The sequence below is a fragment of the Solidesulfovibrio fructosivorans JJ] genome (genome assembly GCF_000179555.1).
In the GTDB taxonomy this organism is placed as follows: Bacteria; Desulfobacterota; Desulfovibrionia; order Desulfovibrionales; family Desulfovibrionaceae; genus Solidesulfovibrio; species Solidesulfovibrio fructosivorans.
On sequence record NZ_AECZ01000016.1, the window covers coordinates 41,537 to 62,119 of the forward strand.

General features: G+C 64.7%; 12 protein-coding genes. 8 read left to right on the forward strand and 4 right to left on the reverse strand.

The genetic code is table 11. The annotated features are described in order from the left end of the window. Positions 1-4: 4 nt before the first annotated feature. A complete protein-coding gene (locus DESFRDRAFT_RS12270; RefSeq protein ID WP_005994343.1) occupies positions 5-2,140 on the reverse strand; it encodes an FUSC family protein in 2,136 nt (711 codons plus the stop codon). Between the two features lie 455 nt (positions 2,141-2,595). On the opposite strand from DESFRDRAFT_RS12270, the gene DESFRDRAFT_RS12275 reads away from it, so the two are divergent. From DESFRDRAFT_RS12275 to DESFRDRAFT_RS12295, 5 genes are all read left to right on the forward strand, one after another. Next, on the forward strand, positions 2,596-3,210 hold the full coding sequence (locus DESFRDRAFT_RS12275) for a TetR/AcrR family transcriptional regulator (protein WP_005994345.1): 615 nt from the start codon (positions 2,596-2,598) through the stop codon (positions 3,208-3,210). A 447-nt stretch (positions 3,211-3,657) separates the two neighbouring features. After that, entirely contained in the window at positions 3,658-5,262 is a 1,605-nt protein-coding gene (locus DESFRDRAFT_RS12280; RefSeq protein WP_005994346.1) for an amidohydrolase, read from the forward strand. A gap of 52 nt (positions 5,263-5,314) precedes the next feature. Beyond that, positions 5,315-6,934 carry an amidohydrolase gene (locus DESFRDRAFT_RS12285; RefSeq protein ID WP_005994348.1) on the forward strand — a complete coding sequence of 540 codons (1,620 nt, stop codon included), beginning with the start codon at positions 5,315-5,317 and terminating at the stop codon, positions 6,932-6,934. A 161-nt stretch (positions 6,935-7,095) separates the two neighbouring features. Then, complete coding sequence (locus DESFRDRAFT_RS12290; protein WP_005994349.1) at positions 7,096-7,668, forward strand: hypothetical protein; 573 nt, start codon at positions 7,096-7,098, stop codon at positions 7,666-7,668. A gap of 102 nt (positions 7,669-7,770) precedes the next feature. After that, entirely contained in the window at positions 7,771-8,763 is a 993-nt protein-coding gene (locus tag DESFRDRAFT_RS12295; protein ID WP_005994350.1) for a SphA family protein, read from the forward strand. Here DESFRDRAFT_RS12295 and DESFRDRAFT_RS12300 read toward each other — a convergent pair. The 3 genes from DESFRDRAFT_RS12300 to DESFRDRAFT_RS12310 form a co-directional block, all read right to left on the reverse strand. Beyond that, positions 8,760-10,301 carry an O-antigen ligase family protein gene (locus DESFRDRAFT_RS12300; protein ID WP_005994351.1) on the reverse strand — a complete coding sequence of 514 codons (1,542 nt, stop codon included), beginning with the start codon at positions 10,299-10,301 and terminating at the stop codon, positions 8,760-8,762. The two genes, DESFRDRAFT_RS12295 and DESFRDRAFT_RS12300, sit on opposite strands and share 4 nt — an antisense overlap. A gap of 132 nt (positions 10,302-10,433) precedes the next feature. Beyond that, positions 10,434-12,752, reverse strand: a complete 2,319-nt coding sequence (locus DESFRDRAFT_RS12305; RefSeq protein WP_005994352.1) for a beta-galactosidase — start codon at positions 12,750-12,752, stop codon at positions 10,434-10,436. Positions 12,753-12,849: 97 nt separating this feature from the next. Beyond that, complete coding sequence (locus DESFRDRAFT_RS12310) at positions 12,850-14,304, reverse strand: aryl-sulfate sulfotransferase (protein ID WP_005994353.1); 1,455 nt, start codon at positions 14,302-14,304, stop codon at positions 12,850-12,852. Between the two features lie 196 nt (positions 14,305-14,500). Between DESFRDRAFT_RS12310 and DESFRDRAFT_RS12315 the strand changes: the two genes are divergently transcribed. From DESFRDRAFT_RS12315 to DESFRDRAFT_RS20810, 3 genes are all read left to right on the forward strand, one after another. Beyond that, on the forward strand, positions 14,501-16,699 hold the full coding sequence (locus DESFRDRAFT_RS12315) for a hypothetical protein (protein WP_005994354.1): 2,199 nt from the start codon (positions 14,501-14,503) through the stop codon (positions 16,697-16,699). 227 nt (positions 16,700-16,926) lie between these two features. Beyond that, positions 16,927-17,679 carry an N-acyl homoserine lactonase family protein gene (locus DESFRDRAFT_RS12320; RefSeq protein WP_005994355.1) on the forward strand — a complete coding sequence of 251 codons (753 nt, stop codon included), beginning with the start codon at positions 16,927-16,929 and terminating at the stop codon, positions 17,677-17,679. Positions 17,680-17,869: 190 nt separating this feature from the next. Continuing rightward, the gene (locus DESFRDRAFT_RS20810; RefSeq protein ID WP_005994357.1) at positions 17,870-20,563 is read left to right on the forward strand and encodes a PAS domain S-box protein; all 2,694 of its coding nucleotides are present in this window, start codon (positions 17,870-17,872) and stop codon (positions 20,561-20,563) included. Positions 20,564-20,583 lie beyond the last annotated feature (20 nt).

The window sequence follows — 20,583 nt, forward strand, 5'->3', positions numbered from 1 at the left end:
CGGTTCAAAAGCGGGCTTCGCGCCACAAGCCCCAATCGATGTCCGCCGCCAAGCCGGCATGGGCGACGAGCGCCTGGTAAAGTCCCCGGTAACTGCCGAGCAGCCGGTAGGCGTTGGCGTAATCATCTTCCGCGAAACCGTCCGGGAGCGCGCGCAAGGTTCCTTCCAACTGCGCCTCCATCGCCGCCAGCCGCAACCGCAGCATGCCCGGGGAATTGACGTCGAAGAGCCCCCGCGCCCAGGGCCCGAGCAATTCCGCAATGGCTGTGGTCCATTGGCCCACTTCGTCGGCGCAATACCGCCAGAGCGGTTGGGGACGTTTTCCGGCATCGGCAAGCATCTTGAAGCGATAGGCGATGGTATTGAGGCTTGAAACCAAAGCGGCGGCCTTCTCCGGCGGATTGGCGGGCATCAGCCCGTAATCGATGCCCGCGGCCCAACCGCCGACCTTGCCGACCGAGGTCTGCATGGCCCCGAGCAAAGGCGACGCGCTCCGTTTCCCGGCATCACGACCGGAGGAGTGCCCGAAAAGGGAGGCGACCCGCTCGGCCTGACGGAAGAAACGTGTCGTGACGCGCACGAACATCTTTTCCGGCCGCAAGGAAAAGGGAACGACGGAAACGGCCCCGGCAAAGATCATGCTGCCCAGCATGGCCACGGCGTTGTTGGCAAAGACAGCAAAATCGTACTGTTGCTGCGACTGCAAATTGGTCAGCATGATAAACGGAACGATGGCGGCCATCTTCAACATGGTCGCGCGGGGGTCCCAAAAGGCGTAATAAATGAGGACCGTAAAAATAAAGAGCAGTACGGATAGCTCGAAATAGCCGGAAAGCCACGGCATGACGAAGACATAGAGCAAACTGGCCAGGACGACGCCGATACTGTTGGCCAGGACGAACTTCGGCCAGTTCATTTGCGGCGTCATCAACCCGATCAAAGCGTGCACGCCCACAAACACGACAAACATCATATCGCCCGGCGGATCGACGTAAATCCAGGCCAGCGCGCCCAGCCAGAGGCTGGCCATGATGCGTATGGCGGCCGCGACGCTGTCGCCGTCTGGCCGGCGCGCGACGGCCGCGGGAAGCCGCGGCGGCCTGATGCGTTCGCGCGGCGGCAGCCTGATGATCCGCAGGCAATCGCCGATATCGAAGCTGAGGCGCTCGACCCGCAACAGGGTATGGACGACATCGCGCAGGGCCGTCTGCTGGAAATGCGGCAAGGCCGCGAACAAGTCCTTGTCGATGACCAGTTCCACCCGGGGAGGAACCGCCGGCGGATTGTCGTTTTCCTCGAACACGGTCAGTTTCGCCAGACGCTGCCGCAACGCCCGGCGAAAGTCCGGCAGGGCCGGCACCAGGGCGGCGATATCGCACCCGGCCAAGTCGGGCAGTTCCTCCCGCCACAGCTCCAAGGCCTCCATCATTTCCTGGCACAAGGCGACCAGTTGCCACCACCACCCCTTGGCCTCGTGGATTTCGAATTGCTCCGTCTCGGCCGCATAGAGCCGCCGCTTCCATTGGCTGAGAAGCTGCGCCTCCAGGCTGTACCAGTTCTCCGCGCCGTTCGGTGTATCCGGATGCAGCATTCTGGAAAAATGGTGGTCCGCTACTTTCGCCTGAACGCCAAAAAGGCTTTTGACCAAGCGATGGACATCGAAGGCGCACTGCTGCGGCCAGATGAAAACCGAGACGATCGCATACACGATGATGCCGAGCGCCGTCTCCTCCATGCGAACCGTGGCCGTATAAAAAACATGCTGTGATCCGCCGGCCACATTGGCCCCGACAAGAATGGCGACGTAGCTGGTGATGAACCAGAAATACACATAGCGCGATATGGTGATGCGGTACGCGCAAAATCCCATGACCAACGACAGGAATCCGATGAACGCCCACCGCTCTTGTGGAAACAGGCTTACGCACAGTATGCCGAGTATGCCGCCGAGCAAGGTCCCGAGCAAACGGTGCACGCCTTTGTTGATGGATTCGCCGACTGTCGGCATGCTCACCACCGCCACGGCGAGGCCGGCCCAATACGGGTTGGCCCAGCCCATGGCCATGGCCAGGCCGCAAGCGATGCTGAGGGCCAGACCAGTTTTGACGGCTTCCCGCAACGGAAGCGAAAGCTGCAACATACGTATCACGCCTCGACCGGCGGATGGCTTTGTCTTGCCGCATCCAGCCGGGGTAACAGGTTCTCCCGGGACCGGGCGGCTCTTGGCCGGAGGTTCCCTGAAAACGACGACGCCACGACAATGCGCGCACGCGACACGCGCGCGCCTCACGGCGTGTTCCTTTTTGCCTTCTTTGGCTTTTTCCTTGTAAAATGAGGAGTTTTACCAGAACATCGCGAGATCGATTCCGAAGGGCAATAAGGCTGTGGGTCAACTTTTTCTACACGTGTAGACCTCTTTTGACCGAATGTCTACATTCGTATACATAAAAATCCGCGCCACAGCCATCCACCAACGCACGGGGCGGTTTCGCGCCGACCCGTCGCCGCCAAAGCCCGCGGCGGCGACATAACAAGCCCCGCGCACAGCACCAGCTCGCAGGACGGCAGGCCGTTTCCGAGCTGCCGGGGAACAACGTGGAAGACACGACACCCAAAAAGCCAAAAGAGCCCCGCAAACGACACCGCAACGCCATCGCAACGCGCCAGGCCATTTTGGACTCGGCGCGCCTGGCTTTCACGCGTTTCGGCTACGACGGGGTCGGGGTGCGGGAAATCGCGAAAAACGCCGGCGTGACGGCCATGCTCGTCAACCGCTATTTCGGCTCGAAAGAAAAGCTGTTTGAGGAAGTCGTGGAGGTGACCCTGTCCGGCCCCGGCGTTTTAAGCGAGATCATCAAGCCGGAAAGCGATCCCGAGACGCTCAGCCGGGAGGTGGCCGCCCGGCTCATCGCCAAATCCGTGCCCGGCCTGACCTCGGATGGCATCCTGATTCTGCTGCGCTCGGCGGCGAACAAACAAGCGGCGGCGATCCTGCGGGAAAACGCCGTGCGCTACCTCAAACCGGTGGCCGACCAGTTCAAGGGCGATAATCCCGGGATGCGCGCGGCCATGCTGCTCTCGATCATCTCCGGCTTCCAGCTCATGCGCCAGATCATCGCCCTGCCCGATCTTGCCTCGGCCAGCCCCGAAGACCTGACGAGTCAACTCGAAGCCCTGATCCGTTGCCTTGCCGGGGACAAGAGCAAATAGGCCGACGGCGCATGGCGTAGTAATATGGCGGTCATCAAAAGCACTCGCGCCGCCGCTTTTGCAAAAAGTAATCCATACCTGTCGACTTCCGCATTTCCCGCATTGTGACGCCCTGACACGACCATTTGATTTTTCTTGGTTTCTTTCCCAAACAAGAAATACGCCAGGCTTTCAAAAATATACCTCCGCACCCCTGACATTCCCTCGCATTGCTGCTATTATCCATACCAAGACCGATAATTGTCGCCTGATGTTGCCGTCGCGACCAGGGCGAACTTTCACCGCTCTCTGCAATACAATGCATGTATGCGTCTTGCGCTGTTTTGCATGCCAGGTGGCATGCCCGGGACAGCGGATTGGCCAAAGCAAGGAAGTGTCGTGGTTCAATGCGGGAAGCTGGCAAAATGGCCCCAGCCCCCAAGCAAACCAGCCAAAGGAGGTCTCCACGTGGACCGACAGACGATGCCGAAGCTTTTCACCAATGGCCGCATCTATCAAAACGCCGACACTCGCGTCGCCAACATCCTTGTGGAAAACGATAGCGTAGCGGCCGTTGACGTCAATCCCGCCGACCACCAGGATGCCGCCGTGATCGACTTGGCCGGCGGCGCGCTCTATCCTGGATTTTGCGACAGCCACGTGCATCTGGTCGAAGCCGGCGTCGGTTTCAGCGGCGTGGACCTGCGCGGCAAAAACGATCCCGAGGCGATCGCCACGGCCGTGGCCGCAGCCATGGCCAGCCATCCCGGCGACGCCCCCTTTTTCGGCTCGGCCTTCTCGCTGGCGGACTACGACGTCTGGTCCCTGGCCGATCTGGCCAAACTCGACGCCGCGACCGGCGACCGCGTGACGCTCTTGGCCGACGACCTCGGCCACAATCTGATCGCCAATTCCGCGGCCATGGCCAAGGCCGGCATCACGGCCGCCACACCCGTGCCCTCGGGGGGCAAGGTCATCACCGAAGACGGCAAGCCCACGGGCATGCTGCGCGAAGAGGCCATGACCCTGGCCGGAAACCCGCTGCTGCCGCTTTTTACCGGCGCCGCCGTCCAGGAAGGCGCCCGGCGGTTCATGAACGCCTGGGCCGCCATGGGCTACACGGCCATCGTGGACCTCATGGGCGCGCCCATCGGCCGCATCCTGCGACCGGAGATGTGCCGTGAGATGGAGCGCAAGGGCATCCTGCCCCTTCGCGTCAACTACAACTACACCTTCTTCGGCCTCGACGACCTCGACGGGGGGCTGGCGGAAATGGGCCACGACACGGACCTGGTGCGCTTTATCGGCAACAAGCTCTTCATCGACGGGGCCTATGCCGGCGGCCAGGCCTGGACCACCTGGGAAAACAAGGAAGGCGGGCATGGGCTCCATACCGTCGCCCCCGACGACTCCATGGGCAAGAACCAGAACATCAACCGCATCATCGCCCGGCTGGAGGAAGTCGGCCTCAACTGCCACTACCACATCCAGGGCGACAAGGCCCTGGACGTGACCCTGGACGCCCTGGCCGCCGTGGTCGCGAAAAAGGGCAAGCTCGAGTGCGTGCATACGCTTATCCACCTGGCCTTTCCCCGCCCGGACCAGATCGAGCGCATCGCCTCGTTCGCCGGCAAGGTCGTCACGACCGTGCAGCCGGGCTTCTGGCAGGCCGAGGCCGGACTCGAGCGCTACTACGGCGAGGCCAACAATGCCTCCTATCCCATCAAGGACCTGTTCGGAGCCGGGGTGGCCACGGGCATGAGCACCGACTTCTTCGTCTCGCCGCTGGAGCTCGCCGCCCCCACGAAAGTCATGAACATCGCCATGGTCGGCGGCGGCGCGTCCCGAAAGCCCCTCAGCATGCGGGAGCTTCTTTCTGGATTTACCCAAGGCAGCGCCGCGACCACGGGGAAAAGCGACGTCGGCGCGCTCGCCCCGGGCATGAAGGCCGACATGGTCCTCTACGAACGCGACCTCTACGACGTCGCACCGCAAGACCTTGCCGCCGCCAACCCGAAGGTCCTGGCGACCTGGGTCAGCGGACGCAAGGCGTTCGATGCCGCGTCGAAATAGCCATCCGGGGCAGTTATCGCCCCAAGAGAACCGAACCGAAGGAGGACGCCACGTGGACCGACAGACAGTGCCCACGCTTTTCACCAACGGCCGCATCTATCAGGACGCCGTCAGCCGCGTCGAAAACATCCTTGTCGCCGATGGCCTGGTCGCGGCCGTCAACGTGAACCCCGCCGCGCACGAGGACGCCGCCATCGTCGATCTCGACGGCGGCGCGCTCTATCCGGGATTTTGCGACAGCCATGTCCATCTTGTGGAATCGGCCCTGCTCTTCAGCGGCGCGGACCTGCGCGGCAAAAACGATCCCGACGCCATAACCCAGGCCGTGGCCAAAGCCCTGGCCGCGCACCCCGGCGACGCCCCCTTTATCGGCGCGGCCTTCTCACTGATGGATTACGACGCCTGGTCCCTGGCCGATCTGGCCAAACTCGACGCCGTGACCGGCGACCGGGTGGTGCTCTTGGTCGACGACCTCGGCCACAATATGCTCGCCAATTCCGCGGCCATGGCCAAGGCCGGCATCACCGCCGCCACGCCGGTGCCAAGCGGCGGGGAAGTCGTCACCCAGGACGGCAAGGCCACGGGCATGCTGCGCGAAGAGGCCATGACACTCGCCGGCAACCCGCTGCTGCCGCTCTTTACCGAAGCGGCGATCCTTCCCGGCACCCTGCAATTCATGAACGCCTGGGCCGCCATGGGCTACACGGGCATCGTGGACCTCATGGGCGCGCCCATGGGCCGCATCAACCATCCGGACATGTGCCGGGACATGGAGAAAAAGGGCATCCTGCCCCTTCGCGTCAACTACAACTACACCTTCTTCGGCCTCGACGACCTCGAGGGAGGGCTCGCGGAAAAAGGCCACGACACGGACCTGGTGCGCTTTGTCGGCAACAAGCTCTTCATTGACGGCGCCTATACCAGCGGCCAGGCCTGGACCACCTGGGAAAACAAGAAAGGCGGGCATGGGCTCCATACCGTCGCCGCCGACGACTCCATGGGCAAGAACCAGAACATCAACCGCATCATCGCCCGGCTGGAGGAAGTCGGCCTCAACTGCCACTACCACATCCAGGGCGACAAGGCCCTGGACGTGACCCTGGACGCCCTGGCCGCCGTGGTCGCCAAAAAAGGCAAGCTCAACGGCGTGCATACGCTCATCCACCTGGCCTTTCCCCGGCCGGACCAGATAAGGCGCATCGCCACCTTCTCGGGCAAGGTCGTCACGACCATGCAGCCGGGCTTCTGGCAGGCCGAGGCCGGACTCGAGCGCTACTACGGCGAGGCCAACAACGCCTCCTATCCGGTCAAGGAAATGATCGAGGCCGGCGTTTCGGTGGGCATGAGCACCGACTTCGGCGTCTCGCCCCTGGAACTCAGCGCGCCGACCACGATCATGAACATCGCCATGGTCGGCGGCGGGGCCTCCCGCACGCCCGTGCCCGTCAAGGACATCGTTGCCGGCCTGTCCCAGGGCAGCAACGCGACCACGGGGAGAACCGACGTCGGCGTCCTCGCCCCGGGCATGAAGGCCGACATGGTCCTTTACGAACGCGACCTCTACGACGTCGCCCCGCAGGACCTTGCCGCCGCCAACCCGAAGGTCCTGGCGACCTGGATCAGCGGGCGCAAGGCGTTCGACGCCAAGGAGGCCCCGGGGAAAAGCGCCTGAGCGATGCGTTCGTCGCGACGGGTCGCGGGAAAAAGGCCCTCGACCGCGCCCCGCCGCGTCATCCAACAACAACGCTCGAAAAGGCGGGAGAGATGACGGCCGTCGCGGCAGGTCCGCGGCAGGCATGGCGCACCGCGCCGTGTCCGGGGAAAGGAGGCCTCATGGGTTGGATACGCAACAAGGGCGCGGCGATGCGGCGCAAGTTCATCGAGGAGGCGCGGACCTTTCTCTTGCTCTTTTTCTACCTGACCCTGCTGCTCGGCGCTTTCGCCTGGTATAAAAGGCTCATCCTCCTCGAGTACGAATTCACCTTTTCCCATTACGGCTACAGCATTGTCGAAGCGGCTATTCTGGCCAAACTCATGCTGGTGGGCAACGCCATGGGGTTTTTCAAGCGTTTCCACAAGCGGCCGCTTATCGTGTCCAGCCTGTGCCAGACCCTGGTCTTCAGCCTGGGCGCGATCTTTTTCTCCCTGGAGGAGGACACCGTCATGGGCCTGATCCACGGCCGGGGCCTCGGCTGGGGTTTCGACAAACTCATGAAGACGAGCTGGGAGCAAGTCCTTGCCGATTTCATCGTCATCTTCATGGCCTTCATTCCCCTGTTCGCCGTTTGGGAACTGGGCAAGGTCCTCGGCCCCTCGCAACTCTACACCATGTTTTTCAAGAAACGCCCCCCGGACGGAAGCCGCCTCGTCACGCCCGGGAAGGGCGCGCCCCGAACCGGAGGCTAGCCCTCCTCTTTTCCCGACGGCCCATAGAAGGGGCGGATCGTCATCAGCATGAAAAAGGACCGGAAACGCATTTTCGCCTGGGAAAAATAACGAGGGACCGCCATGCCCCATCCGCTCCGGTATCTGCTCGTCGCGTGTCTGGGCATCCTGTCGCTTTCGTGCGCCCCGGGGCTCTCCGGCACGGCCCGCGCCGCCGAGAGCGGAGCCAGCCATTACAGCCAGGGAGCCTACGGCGACTTTCTCATGGCCTTCATCCCGGGCCCGGGTTTCGCCCTGCGCAGCGACACGATTTACCAGTCCGGCCACATGGACGGCACCCTCAAGGGCGGTCGGGTCTATGCCGGCCTCGACCAGACCATGACGTTAAACGTCACCACCATAAGCCGCATGTTCGAGGTTCCGGCCATCGGCGGATTTCTCGGCCTGGGATTCGGCGTGCCGGTCATCTTCAACGAACACGTGACCGGCGACGTGACGGCCGATTACCGCGCCCGGTCCCGCCGCGCGGGCCTCGACGCCGCGCGCCAGCTGCATAGAGGCGGCGACGGCGACAGGGGCGGGCTCTCCGATATCTTTTTCATGCCGGTCATGGCCGGTTGGAATTTCGGCGAATGCTCACTCACCGTAACGCCCATGGTCTTTCTCCCCACGGGCTATTACGACAAAAACGCGCTCACCAGCCTCGGCATGAACTACGTCACCTTCGACGGCAACCTCGCCTTCACCTGGCTGGCGAAAAAGCGCTATGAGCTGTCCTTCAACGCCGGATACATGATCAATACCGAAAACCCGGCCACCCACTACCTGTCCGGCAACCAGTTCCACCTGGACTGGACCCTGGCCTACCACGTCAACGAACGGCTGGCTTTCGGCGCGGTGGGGTATGTGCTGGCCCAGACCACGCCGGACACGGGCACGGGCGCCACCATGGGCGGGTTTTATTCCTCGGGAACGGGGCTCGGCCCCGCCGTGACCGCCACATTGCCCATCGGCGGCAAGGACTTCACCTTCGTGGCCAAGTGGCTCCACGGCTTATGCGCCGAGCACAGCTTTCGGGGGGAAACGGTCTACGGCTCGCTGCTTTTGAGCTTTTAAGCCGCATCCCGGCGCTCGACCGCAATGGCTTGCGCGACCTCGCCGCCCGGCCCGGTCAAGGCCGCCAAACCGCCGGCCGCGCTCAGAAAGCCGCATTGTTCCTCGGCCAGCCGCAAGGCCACGTCGTAGGCCGCCAGATACAAAAAGGCGTACCGGGACACGAAAGAGGTCAGGTCGTAGTCCACGAGGCCGTGGATGGCCAACTCCGACACCACGGTCGTCAGCGCGGCAAAAAACATGACGCAGGTGAAGTCCCGGGAGGCGCGAAACCCGTCGGGAGGCCGCAGGAGCCAGGCTTCGTAGCGATCAAACACCGGCCGGCTGCGCAGAAAGAACACCACGGCCCAAAAGGCGAGCAGAAACAGGCCGAAGATGCCCATGTCGAAGAAAAACGCCAGATAGAGGTTGTGTATTTCAAAGACCTTGACGTGATAGGTGAAGCCGCCCGCGCCAAGCCCGGCGACAAGCGTGCCCGGCTTATCACCCATGTCGCGAAATCCCGATTTCCAGATTTTGAAGCGCGTGGACAGGCCGGTAGCGTCGCTGTCGCTGGTCGAGGCGGCCTTTTTTTTGCTGAAGAGCAGTTCGCCGGTATAGCCGAAGCCCACCATGAGCCGGTCGATGTACTCGGGCGTGGTCACGAGGATGCCGATCACCAGCACCCCGACAAAGAGCGTCGTTTTCTTGAGGAAAAGCCGCCGGGTCAGGGGATGGACCAGCAAAAAGAGCACCGCCGCGCCGAGAAAGCCGAGCAGCGCCCCACGGCTGGCCGGCAGCAGCATGGCGCAGAAGAAATACATCGCGGCCAAGGCCCACAGGATGCGCCGGCCAAGCGTCCGGGCCAGCACGGCATAGCCGGCGGCCAGGATGCTGGCCACGGTGAGCAGTCCCGCGCTCTGGTTCCAGGATTCGATGCCGCCGGCCCGGATCGTGTAGAAATGCAGCTCCAGGGCGAACTTCGTGGTGAAGTAATGGTGCAGGTCATAGCTGTAGGTCGTCGCGGCGATGACGCCGGCCGACGTCATCAGGGCGCTGGCCATGATCGTCTTGAAAAGGATGTCGGCCTTGCGCTCGGTATCCACGAGCAGGACCACGCTGTAGTACAGGGCGATATTGAGGCTAAGCCGGAACACGTTGGCCACGCCCCAATAGAAATGCGGCGCCCACAGCACGGTGAGGACCTCGGCGCAGAAAATGAGCAGGATGATCGGCAGAAACGATGTTCGCACCCGCAGCCGCTGCTTGTGCCGGGCCGCCTGGGCCAGTATCCCGAGGCAGGTGCAGAAAAGCGGTATGTAGTAGGGATAAAAGTGGATCTGTAAGGTGTTGACCACCAGGTAATAGGCGTTGGCGGTGGAGATGATGAGGGTAAAAACCGTCGCCATCAGCCCGTACAGGGGGCTGAGCAGGGATACGACGCCAAGCGCCAGCACGGCCAGCCCGGAAAGGCTGGCCCACCAAGGGACCTGGTAAAGCCCGGCCGCGACAAGCAGTCCCACTGCCGCGGCGGCCAGAATGAGGCACGTCCGTTTGATCAAAGTATGCCGCCGCGTTCCAATGGAGTCATCGTCGTGCAAAGGGGAGGCGAGAGAGAAAATCTTTTGAAAAAGAATTCTCCCCTCTCACGCCCTCCCCTTCCTCAAATTCTCGCATGTACGGACATGCCGTCGCTAGGGAGCCGCCGTACCCGTCGCGTTGCTCCCGCAGTCCTTTGGGCACACGCCCTTGGAGCGCTCGAAGTCGTCGCAAACCCCATCGCCGCATTTGCCGGCCGGAGCGCCGGACACGCCCGTGCCACTCCCGGACGGGACCATGGGAGACGCCGGCGCATACGCGCTTCCCCCGGACGACTGGCCCGAACTCCCGCAGTCCTTTGGGCACACGCCCTTGGAGCGCTCGAAGTCGTCGCAAACCCCGTCGCCGCATTTGCCGGACATGCCCGCCCCGCCGCCGGATGAGGTCATAGGAGCCCTCGGCGCATACGCGCTTCCCCCGGACGACTGGCCCGAGCCCCCGCAGTCCTTTGGGCACACGCCCTTGGAGCGTTCGAAGTCGTCGCAAACCCCGTCGCCGCATTTGCCGGACGGAGCGCCGGACACGCCCGTGCCACTCCCGGACGGGACCATGGGAGACGCCGGCGCATACGCGCTTCCCCCGGACGACTGGCCCGAACTCCCGCAGTCCTTTGGGCACACGCCCTTGGAGCGTTCGAAGTCGTCGCAAACCCCGTCGCCGCACTTGCCGGCCGGAGCGCCGGACATGCCCGCCCCGCCGCCGGATGGAGGAAGCAAGGGAGCCGCCGGCAGGCCTGGCGAGGACCGTCCCCGGCAGGCGGCCAGCTCCTCGGGGCTCACCGTGCCGTCGTGGTTGGCGTCGCATTCGCCGCCGGTGTGGCAATAATTGAAGTAGGCCAGGTCGATCAGGCCGCAGCCTTCGGGCGGGGCCTGTCCAACGTCGCAGCGGTTTTGCCGGCGCAGTTCGCGGATCGGGCCGCAAGGTCCCGCCCCGGGCACGGGTTTGTAGGCCGCGATGGCCCGCTCGGCCGCCTTGGCCTCGTTCGAAAACCAGGTGGGCAGCCAGTGGTCGGTCGTCCCCGGATCGAGCAGGTCCACGGCGTAGCCCATGATGCCGCCCAGGCTTTTGACACTATAACCCAGGGCGGTGATGTAGTTGATCTGCTCCGGGGTCTCCCAGCGGCCGTTTGCCGGCGTGCGCAGGGGACTGTTTTCCGCCGCCACCAGGGCCAGCTTGCCCTGCCGGACGATGCTCTCCACGGAGTGGAGGATGGTGTAGAACTGGTTGAGCTCGTGAAAGAGCGGCCGGCCGAAGAGCGGATGCGGGTTGAAGAAAATGCCGTCGATGTCCGGCTGTTGCCGGGCGCTGGCCCGGGCCCGGGCATTGAAAAGGAGCACATGGCGCGGATCGAGCTTTTTAATCAGCCCGGCGTAATAGGCCGTGTCCGATTCCCTCGCCTGGACGCGGAAGGCGTAGAAATCCATGCCCTTGGCCGTCAGCACCGTGGCCGGGTCGATGCCGCGGTCGATGGCCGGGTCCGGAAAGGGCTCCCGGGAAAAGGCGGCCGGGTCGCGCACAAACTCTTGCGGAGGCGGCGTGCGGAACCTGGCCAGGGACACGCCGGGATCGTTCCAGGCCCGGCGCAGGGCCGCTTCGGAGCCGTATTTGCGCTTCAGCCAGTCCCGGAAACGAATGGTAAAATCCGGCGAATAATCGGTGAACATCATGGGCTTGCGGCCAAGGCCACGGCCGCCGCCGGGCGCGTCCACCACGATGTAGTTGGGACCGTAGGCGTCCTCGCCTGTCGGCCCCAGGCCGAAGGCCCAGCCGATGAGGGCCGGATGCGTCCTGTAGCGCGCGACCAGGGCCGAGAGAAACGGGGTGTAATCTCGGCGCACGGCCAGGCTGCCCATGCTCGGGTTGCCGAAGGCCGTGCCATAGGCGTCGGTCTCGCACAGGGCGCAACGGGAATGTTTCTGGTAGCCCGCGTTGTCGGGAAAGCCCTGTTCGGCCAGCCACCACCTGGGCAGGAAGTGGTTGACGGAGGTCTTGACCACCACCTCGACACCGCGCGAGCGGGCATAGTCCATGAACGCGTCAAAGGGAGCGAAATCGTAGGTTTTGGCGGGCTTGGCCGGCCGCCTGGCCGCGCCGTCCACATCGCCCCACCAGATGCTCGCCATGACCACCCGCACCCCTTGGGCAACGGCCCTATCGACCACGCGCCGCATGGCCGCGACCCAGCGGGGGTCCCGGTAATCCGGCTGGTTGGGTATCGGACGCCCCTTGGACGGATAATAGTAGACCTCGTAGAAACCGGACGCGGGAGCCTCCCGGCCGTCCACGACAAGCCGGGGCAGGCCGCTTACGACACGCACGACGCTCTCCGCCGCGAAACCCGCGCCGGGCGCGGCCGGAATCAGGCAGAACAACGCCGCCACGGCCAAAAGGAAATGAAAAGATCTCGTGCGCATCACGCTTCTCCGGACCGGTTCCGGGGACGCTCCCCCGGCAGGCGTCATGTCCTCGAACGCCATCCCTGTGTCTGCGAGGACAACACGTTCGTCTTTTTCAGCCCACGGCGACAGCGAGCGGCTGGCCGAGAAGGCTTGTCATCGAGGAGGCAAGCGTGGCGGAAACGCCGCTTGGAACAAGTTCCGCTCCCGCTGTCAGGTCCTTGCCCAGAAAGCCGGTAAAATCGTAGCCGTACCACACGGCCCGAAACACGTTGTTGGCGCTGCCCTGCTCGTCGCCGGGGATCGCCTGCCCCTGTCCGAGCACGCCCCTGTCGGTGTCGGGGTTGACGTATTTCCAGACCACGTTGCCGCCCCAATCCACTTCCTCGAACGTGCCCGAAGCGCCGAGGGTGATGAGCGTATTGCCGCTCGGCAGGCGCTGGGCCCCGGAAACGTAGGCGGAATAGAACTCCGGGGCGTCGTATTGGGGATAGGTCCAGACGAGTTCCGGATCGGCAAAGGAGCCGTCCGCATCCTTCAGGTAATTCCCCTCCTCGTCCACGGGCAGGCGCAGTTCGAACACGTGGGAGTACTCGCCGTCAGGGCTTTGCCAGCCGTTGTCGAACACCAGGGTGTTTCCGGCTCCGGGCAGGCCCTCGGCGATCCATTGGGCGTCGTGCTGGCCGTGAAAAAGCTGGTCCGAGGCGTCGCCGGCGTCCGAGGCCTGGGGATTGCCGAAGCGGTAGAGCAGGTCGCCGCCGTGGCCGGAATTCCCGCCGGTATGCCCGGCGGCTTCGGCCGTGGTGGTGCTGTGGTCGATGACCCAGACCTCGTTTAACGTGTGCACGCTGATGAGTATCTGGTCGGTTCGCGCATCGTAGTCCACGGCGTTGACGTGGGTCCAGTCCGGGTCGGCTTCGCCGGTGCCCTTGACCGGCGTTCCGGTGTAATTGATGTCGATGCGCTCCGGATGGTCCGCGACCACGCCGTAGTTGGGCAGGCCGGGATTGACGTCCTGAATGAGGTGGTCCCAGGCGTGCCATTCCCACACCGTCACGCCGGAGGTCGGACCCGTTTTTTGAATCTCCACGATACTGTCGACGAGCAGCCCGTTCGACGAGAGCGTGGCGGGGTCGCGGCCGGCGGCCATGGCCTCGGCGCTCGATTTGTATCCCCAGAAGATGATGAGGAGGTTGCCGCTTGGCATCACGCAGACGTCGTGGTGCTGGCTGTAGTCGTCGCCGATGTATTCGTAGCTCCAGACGAGATTGCCTTCCCAATCGTACTCTTCGATCACGCCGCCGGAGGAGGCGTGGAGCGAGACGCTGTATTGGTTGAGATAGGCCACACCGGTGCGCAGCAGATCGCCGTTGGCCAGAAGATAGGCCGGCCCGGCCGAGGCGTAGTCGCTGGTCCAGGAATTGACGACACGCCCGTCCCCGTCGATCAGATACGTCCCGTACCCGAGCATGGTGGCAAAAAGCGTCAGCCCGGCGTCGGCGAGGACGCTGCCCGTGAACAACCCGACAGTCTGGGCATCCGCTTTGGCGCTGGCTATCGTGTCAGGCATACCCGTTTTTAAAGCCAAAGCGAGATCGTGTCACGGGAAAACTGCCCTGGCCGGGCCGCCTCGCCGGCGCGGCCGCCTTCTCCCGCGTCGCCTTGCGCAAAGCCTCCAAAGTCTCTAATGATGCGCCATGCCCATCGGCCTGATACGGACATGCCAGCCCGGCATCGCCCAACGCGGCGTCCCGGCGGGCTGACCCATGGAACTGCGTCATTTCCTGCGCCTGCTCTGGCGACGTCGGCGGCTGCTGTTTTGGGTCTTCGCGCCCATTTTCTTCTCCCTGGCCGTCCTCGCCCTGATCGCCGAACCCCAATACGTCGCCACGGCCAAGGTCTTCCTCGGCCATTCCCCCAACAAGGCCAGCCTGCTTGCCCAGTTGACCCTGGACGCCACGACGCAAAACGCCGCCACCCTCACCGAGGCCGAGCGCGACAGCTACGAGGCCCTGGCCAACACCGCGCTGGTGCTGCGGCCGCTGGTCGACGAAGAGCACCTGACCCGCAAACGCAAGTCCCTGCAAATTCTCGAGCTCGTGCCCTTCGTGCGCGGAATCATCGACAACTCCTGGCCCAGGTTCGGCCGGCGCGACCTGACCTATGAGGAATTAAGCAACAGGTCTCTCGTCCACACGGTCTTTCCCCGACCCTACATCAAGGCGGCCATGGCGGAGGACGCCGACCTCCTGGAATTTACCGCCTTGGCCGAGTCCATGGACAAGGCCATCACCCTGGCCAACGCCGCCGCCCGGTCGTTTATGGCCCGCGAAACCGCCATGCGCCGAGAGGAATGCCGCGCCATGGCCCAGGCGGCGGCAAACGCCCTGCCCCGGGCCCGGGCCGACTACGAAAAACGGCTGGCCATTGAAAGCGCCGTACGCCGGCGGGAAAAAGCCGTGGACCTGTCCCAGGAAGCCGAAGAGATCGTGACGCGCTACTTCCTTCTGGCCGGCGACCGCGACGCCAACCGCCTCGCCCTGCTCAAGGCCCGGGCCATGGCGGACAACGTCGCGGCCCAGCTGTCGCGCCGGCCGGAGATGCACAAGGCCACGGCGACCAAACAGCTCTCGAACGATATCACCGCCCTCAAGATGACCCTGCGCGACCTGTACCTGGACCTGGCCGGAGCCAAAACACGGCTGACCGCCGCCCATCCGGCGGTCAAGGAGATCGAGGCCAAGATCGCTTTGGCCAAGGGCCTGCTCAAAAACGAAGAGCTCAAGGTCTTCGGCTCCGAAACCGCGTCCATGGACCAGACGTTCCGCTTCCTGCACGAGCGCCTGGCCGCATACACGGCCGACCGCGCCGGCTACAAGGCCCAGGACGCGGCCTATGCCACGCTCCTGGCCGAGCTGGACAAGACCGTCCAGGCCTATCCCGGCCGCACGGCCGCCGTGGCCCTGGCCAGCGCCCAGGCCGAGGCGGCCCAGACCTTTCTCTTGAGCCTCAACCAGTTGCACACGGCGGCCGATCTCGGCCAGCACCTGAACCTGTCCCTGGCCCGCATGGCCCAACCGGCCTCCATGCCGGACAAGATCGACGAATACCGGAGCCCCAGGCTTTCGTTCATGCTGGCCCTCGGCGTCGCCCTGGGCGTGTTTCTGGCCCTGGCCGCAGCCCTTGTGGCCGAGTATGTCGATGCCGCCGCGACGCGCCCCGGGGCCCTGGCCACTGCCGGAAGCGCCCGTCTTCCCACCATCCCCCTGGGCGAAGCGGAAGCGCGGACCCAAAGCCTGCGCCGCCTGCGCGAAGCCCTGTTTCCCGAAAGCGGGACCGATCCGCACCGCCTCCTGGTGACCGCGCCTGGCCGGGAGGCTGCCGAGGCATCCCGGGAGCTGGCCCTGGGCCTGGCCACGGCCCTGGCCCGAAGCGGCCGGCGAACCGTGCTGGCCGACACCGCCCTCGGTAACGACGCGTTGGCGGCATTGGCCGGCATCGCCCCGACGCCCGGCCTGGCCGATGTCCTGGCCGGTGAAACCTCCCTTGAAGCGGCCATCGCGCCCCGAGGCCAAAAGGAGCTGTTCCTGCTGCCCCCCGGGACGCCGCCGGCCTCCCCGGAAGACGCCGACCGCCTTCTCGACGGTCCGCGACTGGACGCGGCCCTTACCCGGCTGAGCAAAGCCTATGACGTCGTGATCCTTTGCGCCGCGCCCGTGGCCGACTCCGGCGACGCCTTGCGGCTGGCCCGGTCGGCCGACGCCGTGCTCCTGGCCGTCACTCCGGGACGGACGCCGCGCCCCGTCCTGGCCGAGGGAGCCGCCCGCCTGCAAACCGCCTCGGGCGGGGCGACCCGGGTCGTGTATTGCGACGCGCCCGAAACCGCATCCTCCCACCTTCGAAAATGTAAGGCGCTTTACGACCGCATTGCCCGGAAAACCGGCGCACGCGGGGAAATTCTGTAAAAGCCCCCTCCCCTTCCAGTCTCCACTGTTTTGTCGTTTCCCGCTGCACGGACACTGGCGCGACGGCGCGGGTCATGCCGCGCTTTATATCGCATAACCGGTTGCAAAGGGACGCCAACAGGAGGATAGTGCCCCAGGGTGCGGGGAATTGCCCCGAAAGAAAGAGACGGACGCCGCAGCGGGTTCGTGCGGAACTCTCGGTGCGACGCCATGCCGTGGAGGATGCCATGAGTACGTTTGTAATCCATCCCATCGTGTTGGGCACCAAGGAATTCGACAAGGGCATGATGACCTACCAGTTCGACTATGGGCAGCCCTATACGATTCCCATCTACGGATGGTATCTGGAGGGCGGGGACAAGCGCATTCTGGTGGACACCGGGGAAATGCGCCCCGTCATTTCCGAGCACCGGGAAGCGGCCATCGGCGGCCCCATCCGTTCCTTTGCCGACGGGCTGGCCCGCTTCGGCCTCGCCCCCTCCGACATCGACGTGGTGGTGCATACCCACCTGCACAACGACCACTGCGAAAACGACGGGCTGTGCGAAAACGCGGTGTTTTACGTCCACGAAAAGGAGCTGGCCCACGCCAGGGAGCCGCACCCGCTGGATTACCGCTACAACGACGAATACATCGAGGACGTGCTGGAAGGCGGGCAGATGTTGTCCCTGTCCTCGGACACCGAAATCGTTCCCGGCCTGCGCATGGTCCACACCCCGGCCCATACCGAAGGGGGCATGTCCGTCTTCGTGGATACGCCGGCCGGCTCGGCCGTCATCACGGGCTTTTGCGTCATACGGGAAAACCTCTTCCCGCCCAAATCCGTCACGGCCCGCGAGATGACGGTTATCCCGCCGGGCACCTGCGTCAATACCTACGCCGCCTATGACATCCTGCGAAGGATCCGCGACGCGGCGGACATCGTGATTCCCCTGCACGAACCGTCCTTCGCTTCGGGCGAACCCATCGGCGTCGCATGACAAGCGGACTTCCGACCTGGAGAGTCGGATACCGCGCCACTTTGTTCCTATTGTAACGAAATTTCGGGCGCGTTATGTTCCCCGCGATACGGGCTCAGGATCAGGGTGGATACGCCCCAGGCGCGGTCCTCTCCGTATCGGGGGACACACAAAGCCAGCCCAAAGCTTCGACCCGTCGAGGGACACCACTATGGTCCAACCTCCGTCATCCAGTCCCTGGATCGCCGCCGCCCACCATCTGCGCGACCGGACAACGGACCGGCTTGGTCCCGTCATCAACGGCTCCATCCGCCGCCTGCTCGTCCTCCTTGTGCTCATCGCCGTGCTGCCGGCCCTGGGCATCATCTTGATGACCGGCTTCGAGGCCCGCAACCACGCCCTGATCGATGCCGAACACAATGCCCAGATCCTGGCCCAGGGCATCGGCGAGATCCAGGAACGCACGACCCATGGCCTGCGCCAGCTGTTGGAAAAGCTGGCCGAGGAGCCCCGGATCAAGGCCGGCGACGCCGGGGCCGTGGCCGAAGGCTTCAAGATCGTCGCCGCCGCCTTTCCCATGGTGGCCAATATCACCCTGGCCGGGCCGGACGGGAGCATCCTGTCCACGGCCGCCCCGACGCAACGGACCAGTCTGGCCGATCTTCCCGCCTTTGAGCGGGCCATGAGCCGGGGCGCGTTCACGGCGGGCGCGTTCCAGCGCGCGGCTCCCGACGCCCCGCCGACCTTTCCCTTCGTCCAGCCCTTGCGCGACGCCAAGGGAGCTCTCCTCGGCCAGCTCGTCCTTACCATCCGGCTGGACACCTACGGCAACATCTTCAAGCACGCCGATCTGCCCCTGGATTCGGTGCTGTCCATTGTGGACCGGGCCGGGCGGCGCATTTACCGGATGCCGTCCGATCCGTTAAGCGGCATCGGCAGTCCGCTCCCCACCCCGCTGCGCGCGGCCGTGGCCCGCAAGCACATCCCCCAAGGCGCGGTCGACCGCATCGGCGCGGACGGGGTGGACCGCATCTACGCCTATTCCCAACTGCGCCTGGGTCCGGGGGAGGACCCGTATCTGACCATCGTGGTGGGCATTCCCCGCCAACAAAGCCTGGATCGGGCCAATGCCCTGCTGCGGCGCAATCTCTACCTGCTCGCCCTGGCCCTCGGCTTGTCCCTGTGCCTGGCCTGGCTGGTCGGCTCAGGCCTGCTCGGCCGGCGGCTGGACACCATCGTGGCGGTCACCGGCACCCTCGGGTCCGGGGACCTGACCGCCCGCATTCCCCGGCCTCTGGGCACGGGGGCGCTGGGGCGCCTCGAACGCTCGGTCAACGCCATGGCAGAGGCCCTGGCACGCGGCTCCGAAGCGGCCAGGCGTTCAGCGGCCAATTTGCGCCAAAGCGAAGCAACGCTGCGCACCGTGGCCGATTTCACCTACGACTGGGAGTACTGGAAGGGTCCCGACGGCCGGTTTCTCTGGATCGCCCCGGCTTGCCAGCGCATCAGCGGCCATAGCGTTGAGGAGTACATGGCCGATGCGCACCTCATGTTCGACGCCCTCGTCCATCCCGACGACGCCGCCGCCTGGCGCGAACACGCCGGCGCCGAACTGAGTCCCGACCGCAGCCAGCGCACCCTGCAACTGCGCATCATCCGGCCCGACGGCCGGACCATCTGGATACACCACCACTGCCGGCCCATTTTCAGCCATTCCGGCGAGTATCTGGGCATCCGCGGCTGCAACCGGGACATCAGCGCCCGCAAGGAAGTCGAGGCCGCCCTGCGCCGCTCCCACGAGGAACTGGAGCGGCGCGTCCGGGAGCGCACCCGGGAACTCACCTACGCCAACGACAAGCTGCGCAAAAGCGAGGAGCGCTACCGCGTCCTCTATGAACAATCCGCGGTGGGCATCCTCCTTATGAACCGGGAAGGGCGCATCGAGGACGCCAACCCGGCCGCCTGTCAGATTCTCGCCCACTCTTTGGAGGAATTGCGCGGCAGAAACTACCTGGCGCTCATAGAACCGAACAATCTCGGCGACAATCCTTTCGACATGACGCGGGCCATGGCTGGGGAAGTCAGCCGGATCGACAGGGTGTTTTTGACCGAGGAAGGACGGCGGGTCCATGCCAGCGTCAGCGGCCGGCGCATCAACGAGGACGTCTACCAGGCGGTCTTCCGGGACATCTCCGAGCGCAAAAAGCTCGAGGCCCTGCGCGAGGACGTGGAACGCATCACCCGCCACGACCTCAAGGCGCCGCTGATGGGCGTCATCCACATGCCGCGTCTGATCCTCAAGAACAAGAACCTGCCGGCCAGGGATATCGAACTGTTGCACCTGCTCCAGGAATCGGGCTACCGCATGCTGCACATGATCAACATGTCCCTGGCCCTGTACCAGATGGAGACCGGGACCTACGCCTGCAAGCGCGAGCCCTTCGACATCCTGCGCACGGCATCCCGGAGCCTCCATGAGACGCGTCTGGCCGCCGAGGCCAAAAACATCCGCATGGCCGTGCGCCTCGACGGGGTTCCGGTCACGAAGGGAGACGCCTTTCCCGTGGTCGGCGAGGAAATGCTCTGTCTGACCATGCTGGAAAACCTCATCAAGAACGCCATCGAGGCCGCGCCGGCCGGCGGCGAATGCCGCATCGAGGGCGACACCCGCCTGCGGACCCTGCGCGTCGCCAACTCCGGCGAGGTGCCGGAGGGCATCCGGGAGCGCTTTTTCGAAAAGTACGTCACCTCGGGCAAGCGCTGGGGCACGGGGCTCGGCACCTACTCGGCCCGGCTCATCGCCCGCACCAACGGCTGGGACATCGCCCTTTCCTGCGAGATCCCCGGCGAAACCTCCGTGATCCTGTCCTTCGGACGAGACGAGGACGGCCGGACGGCGGCCTGAAGCCTCGCCCCAGGCGCGCG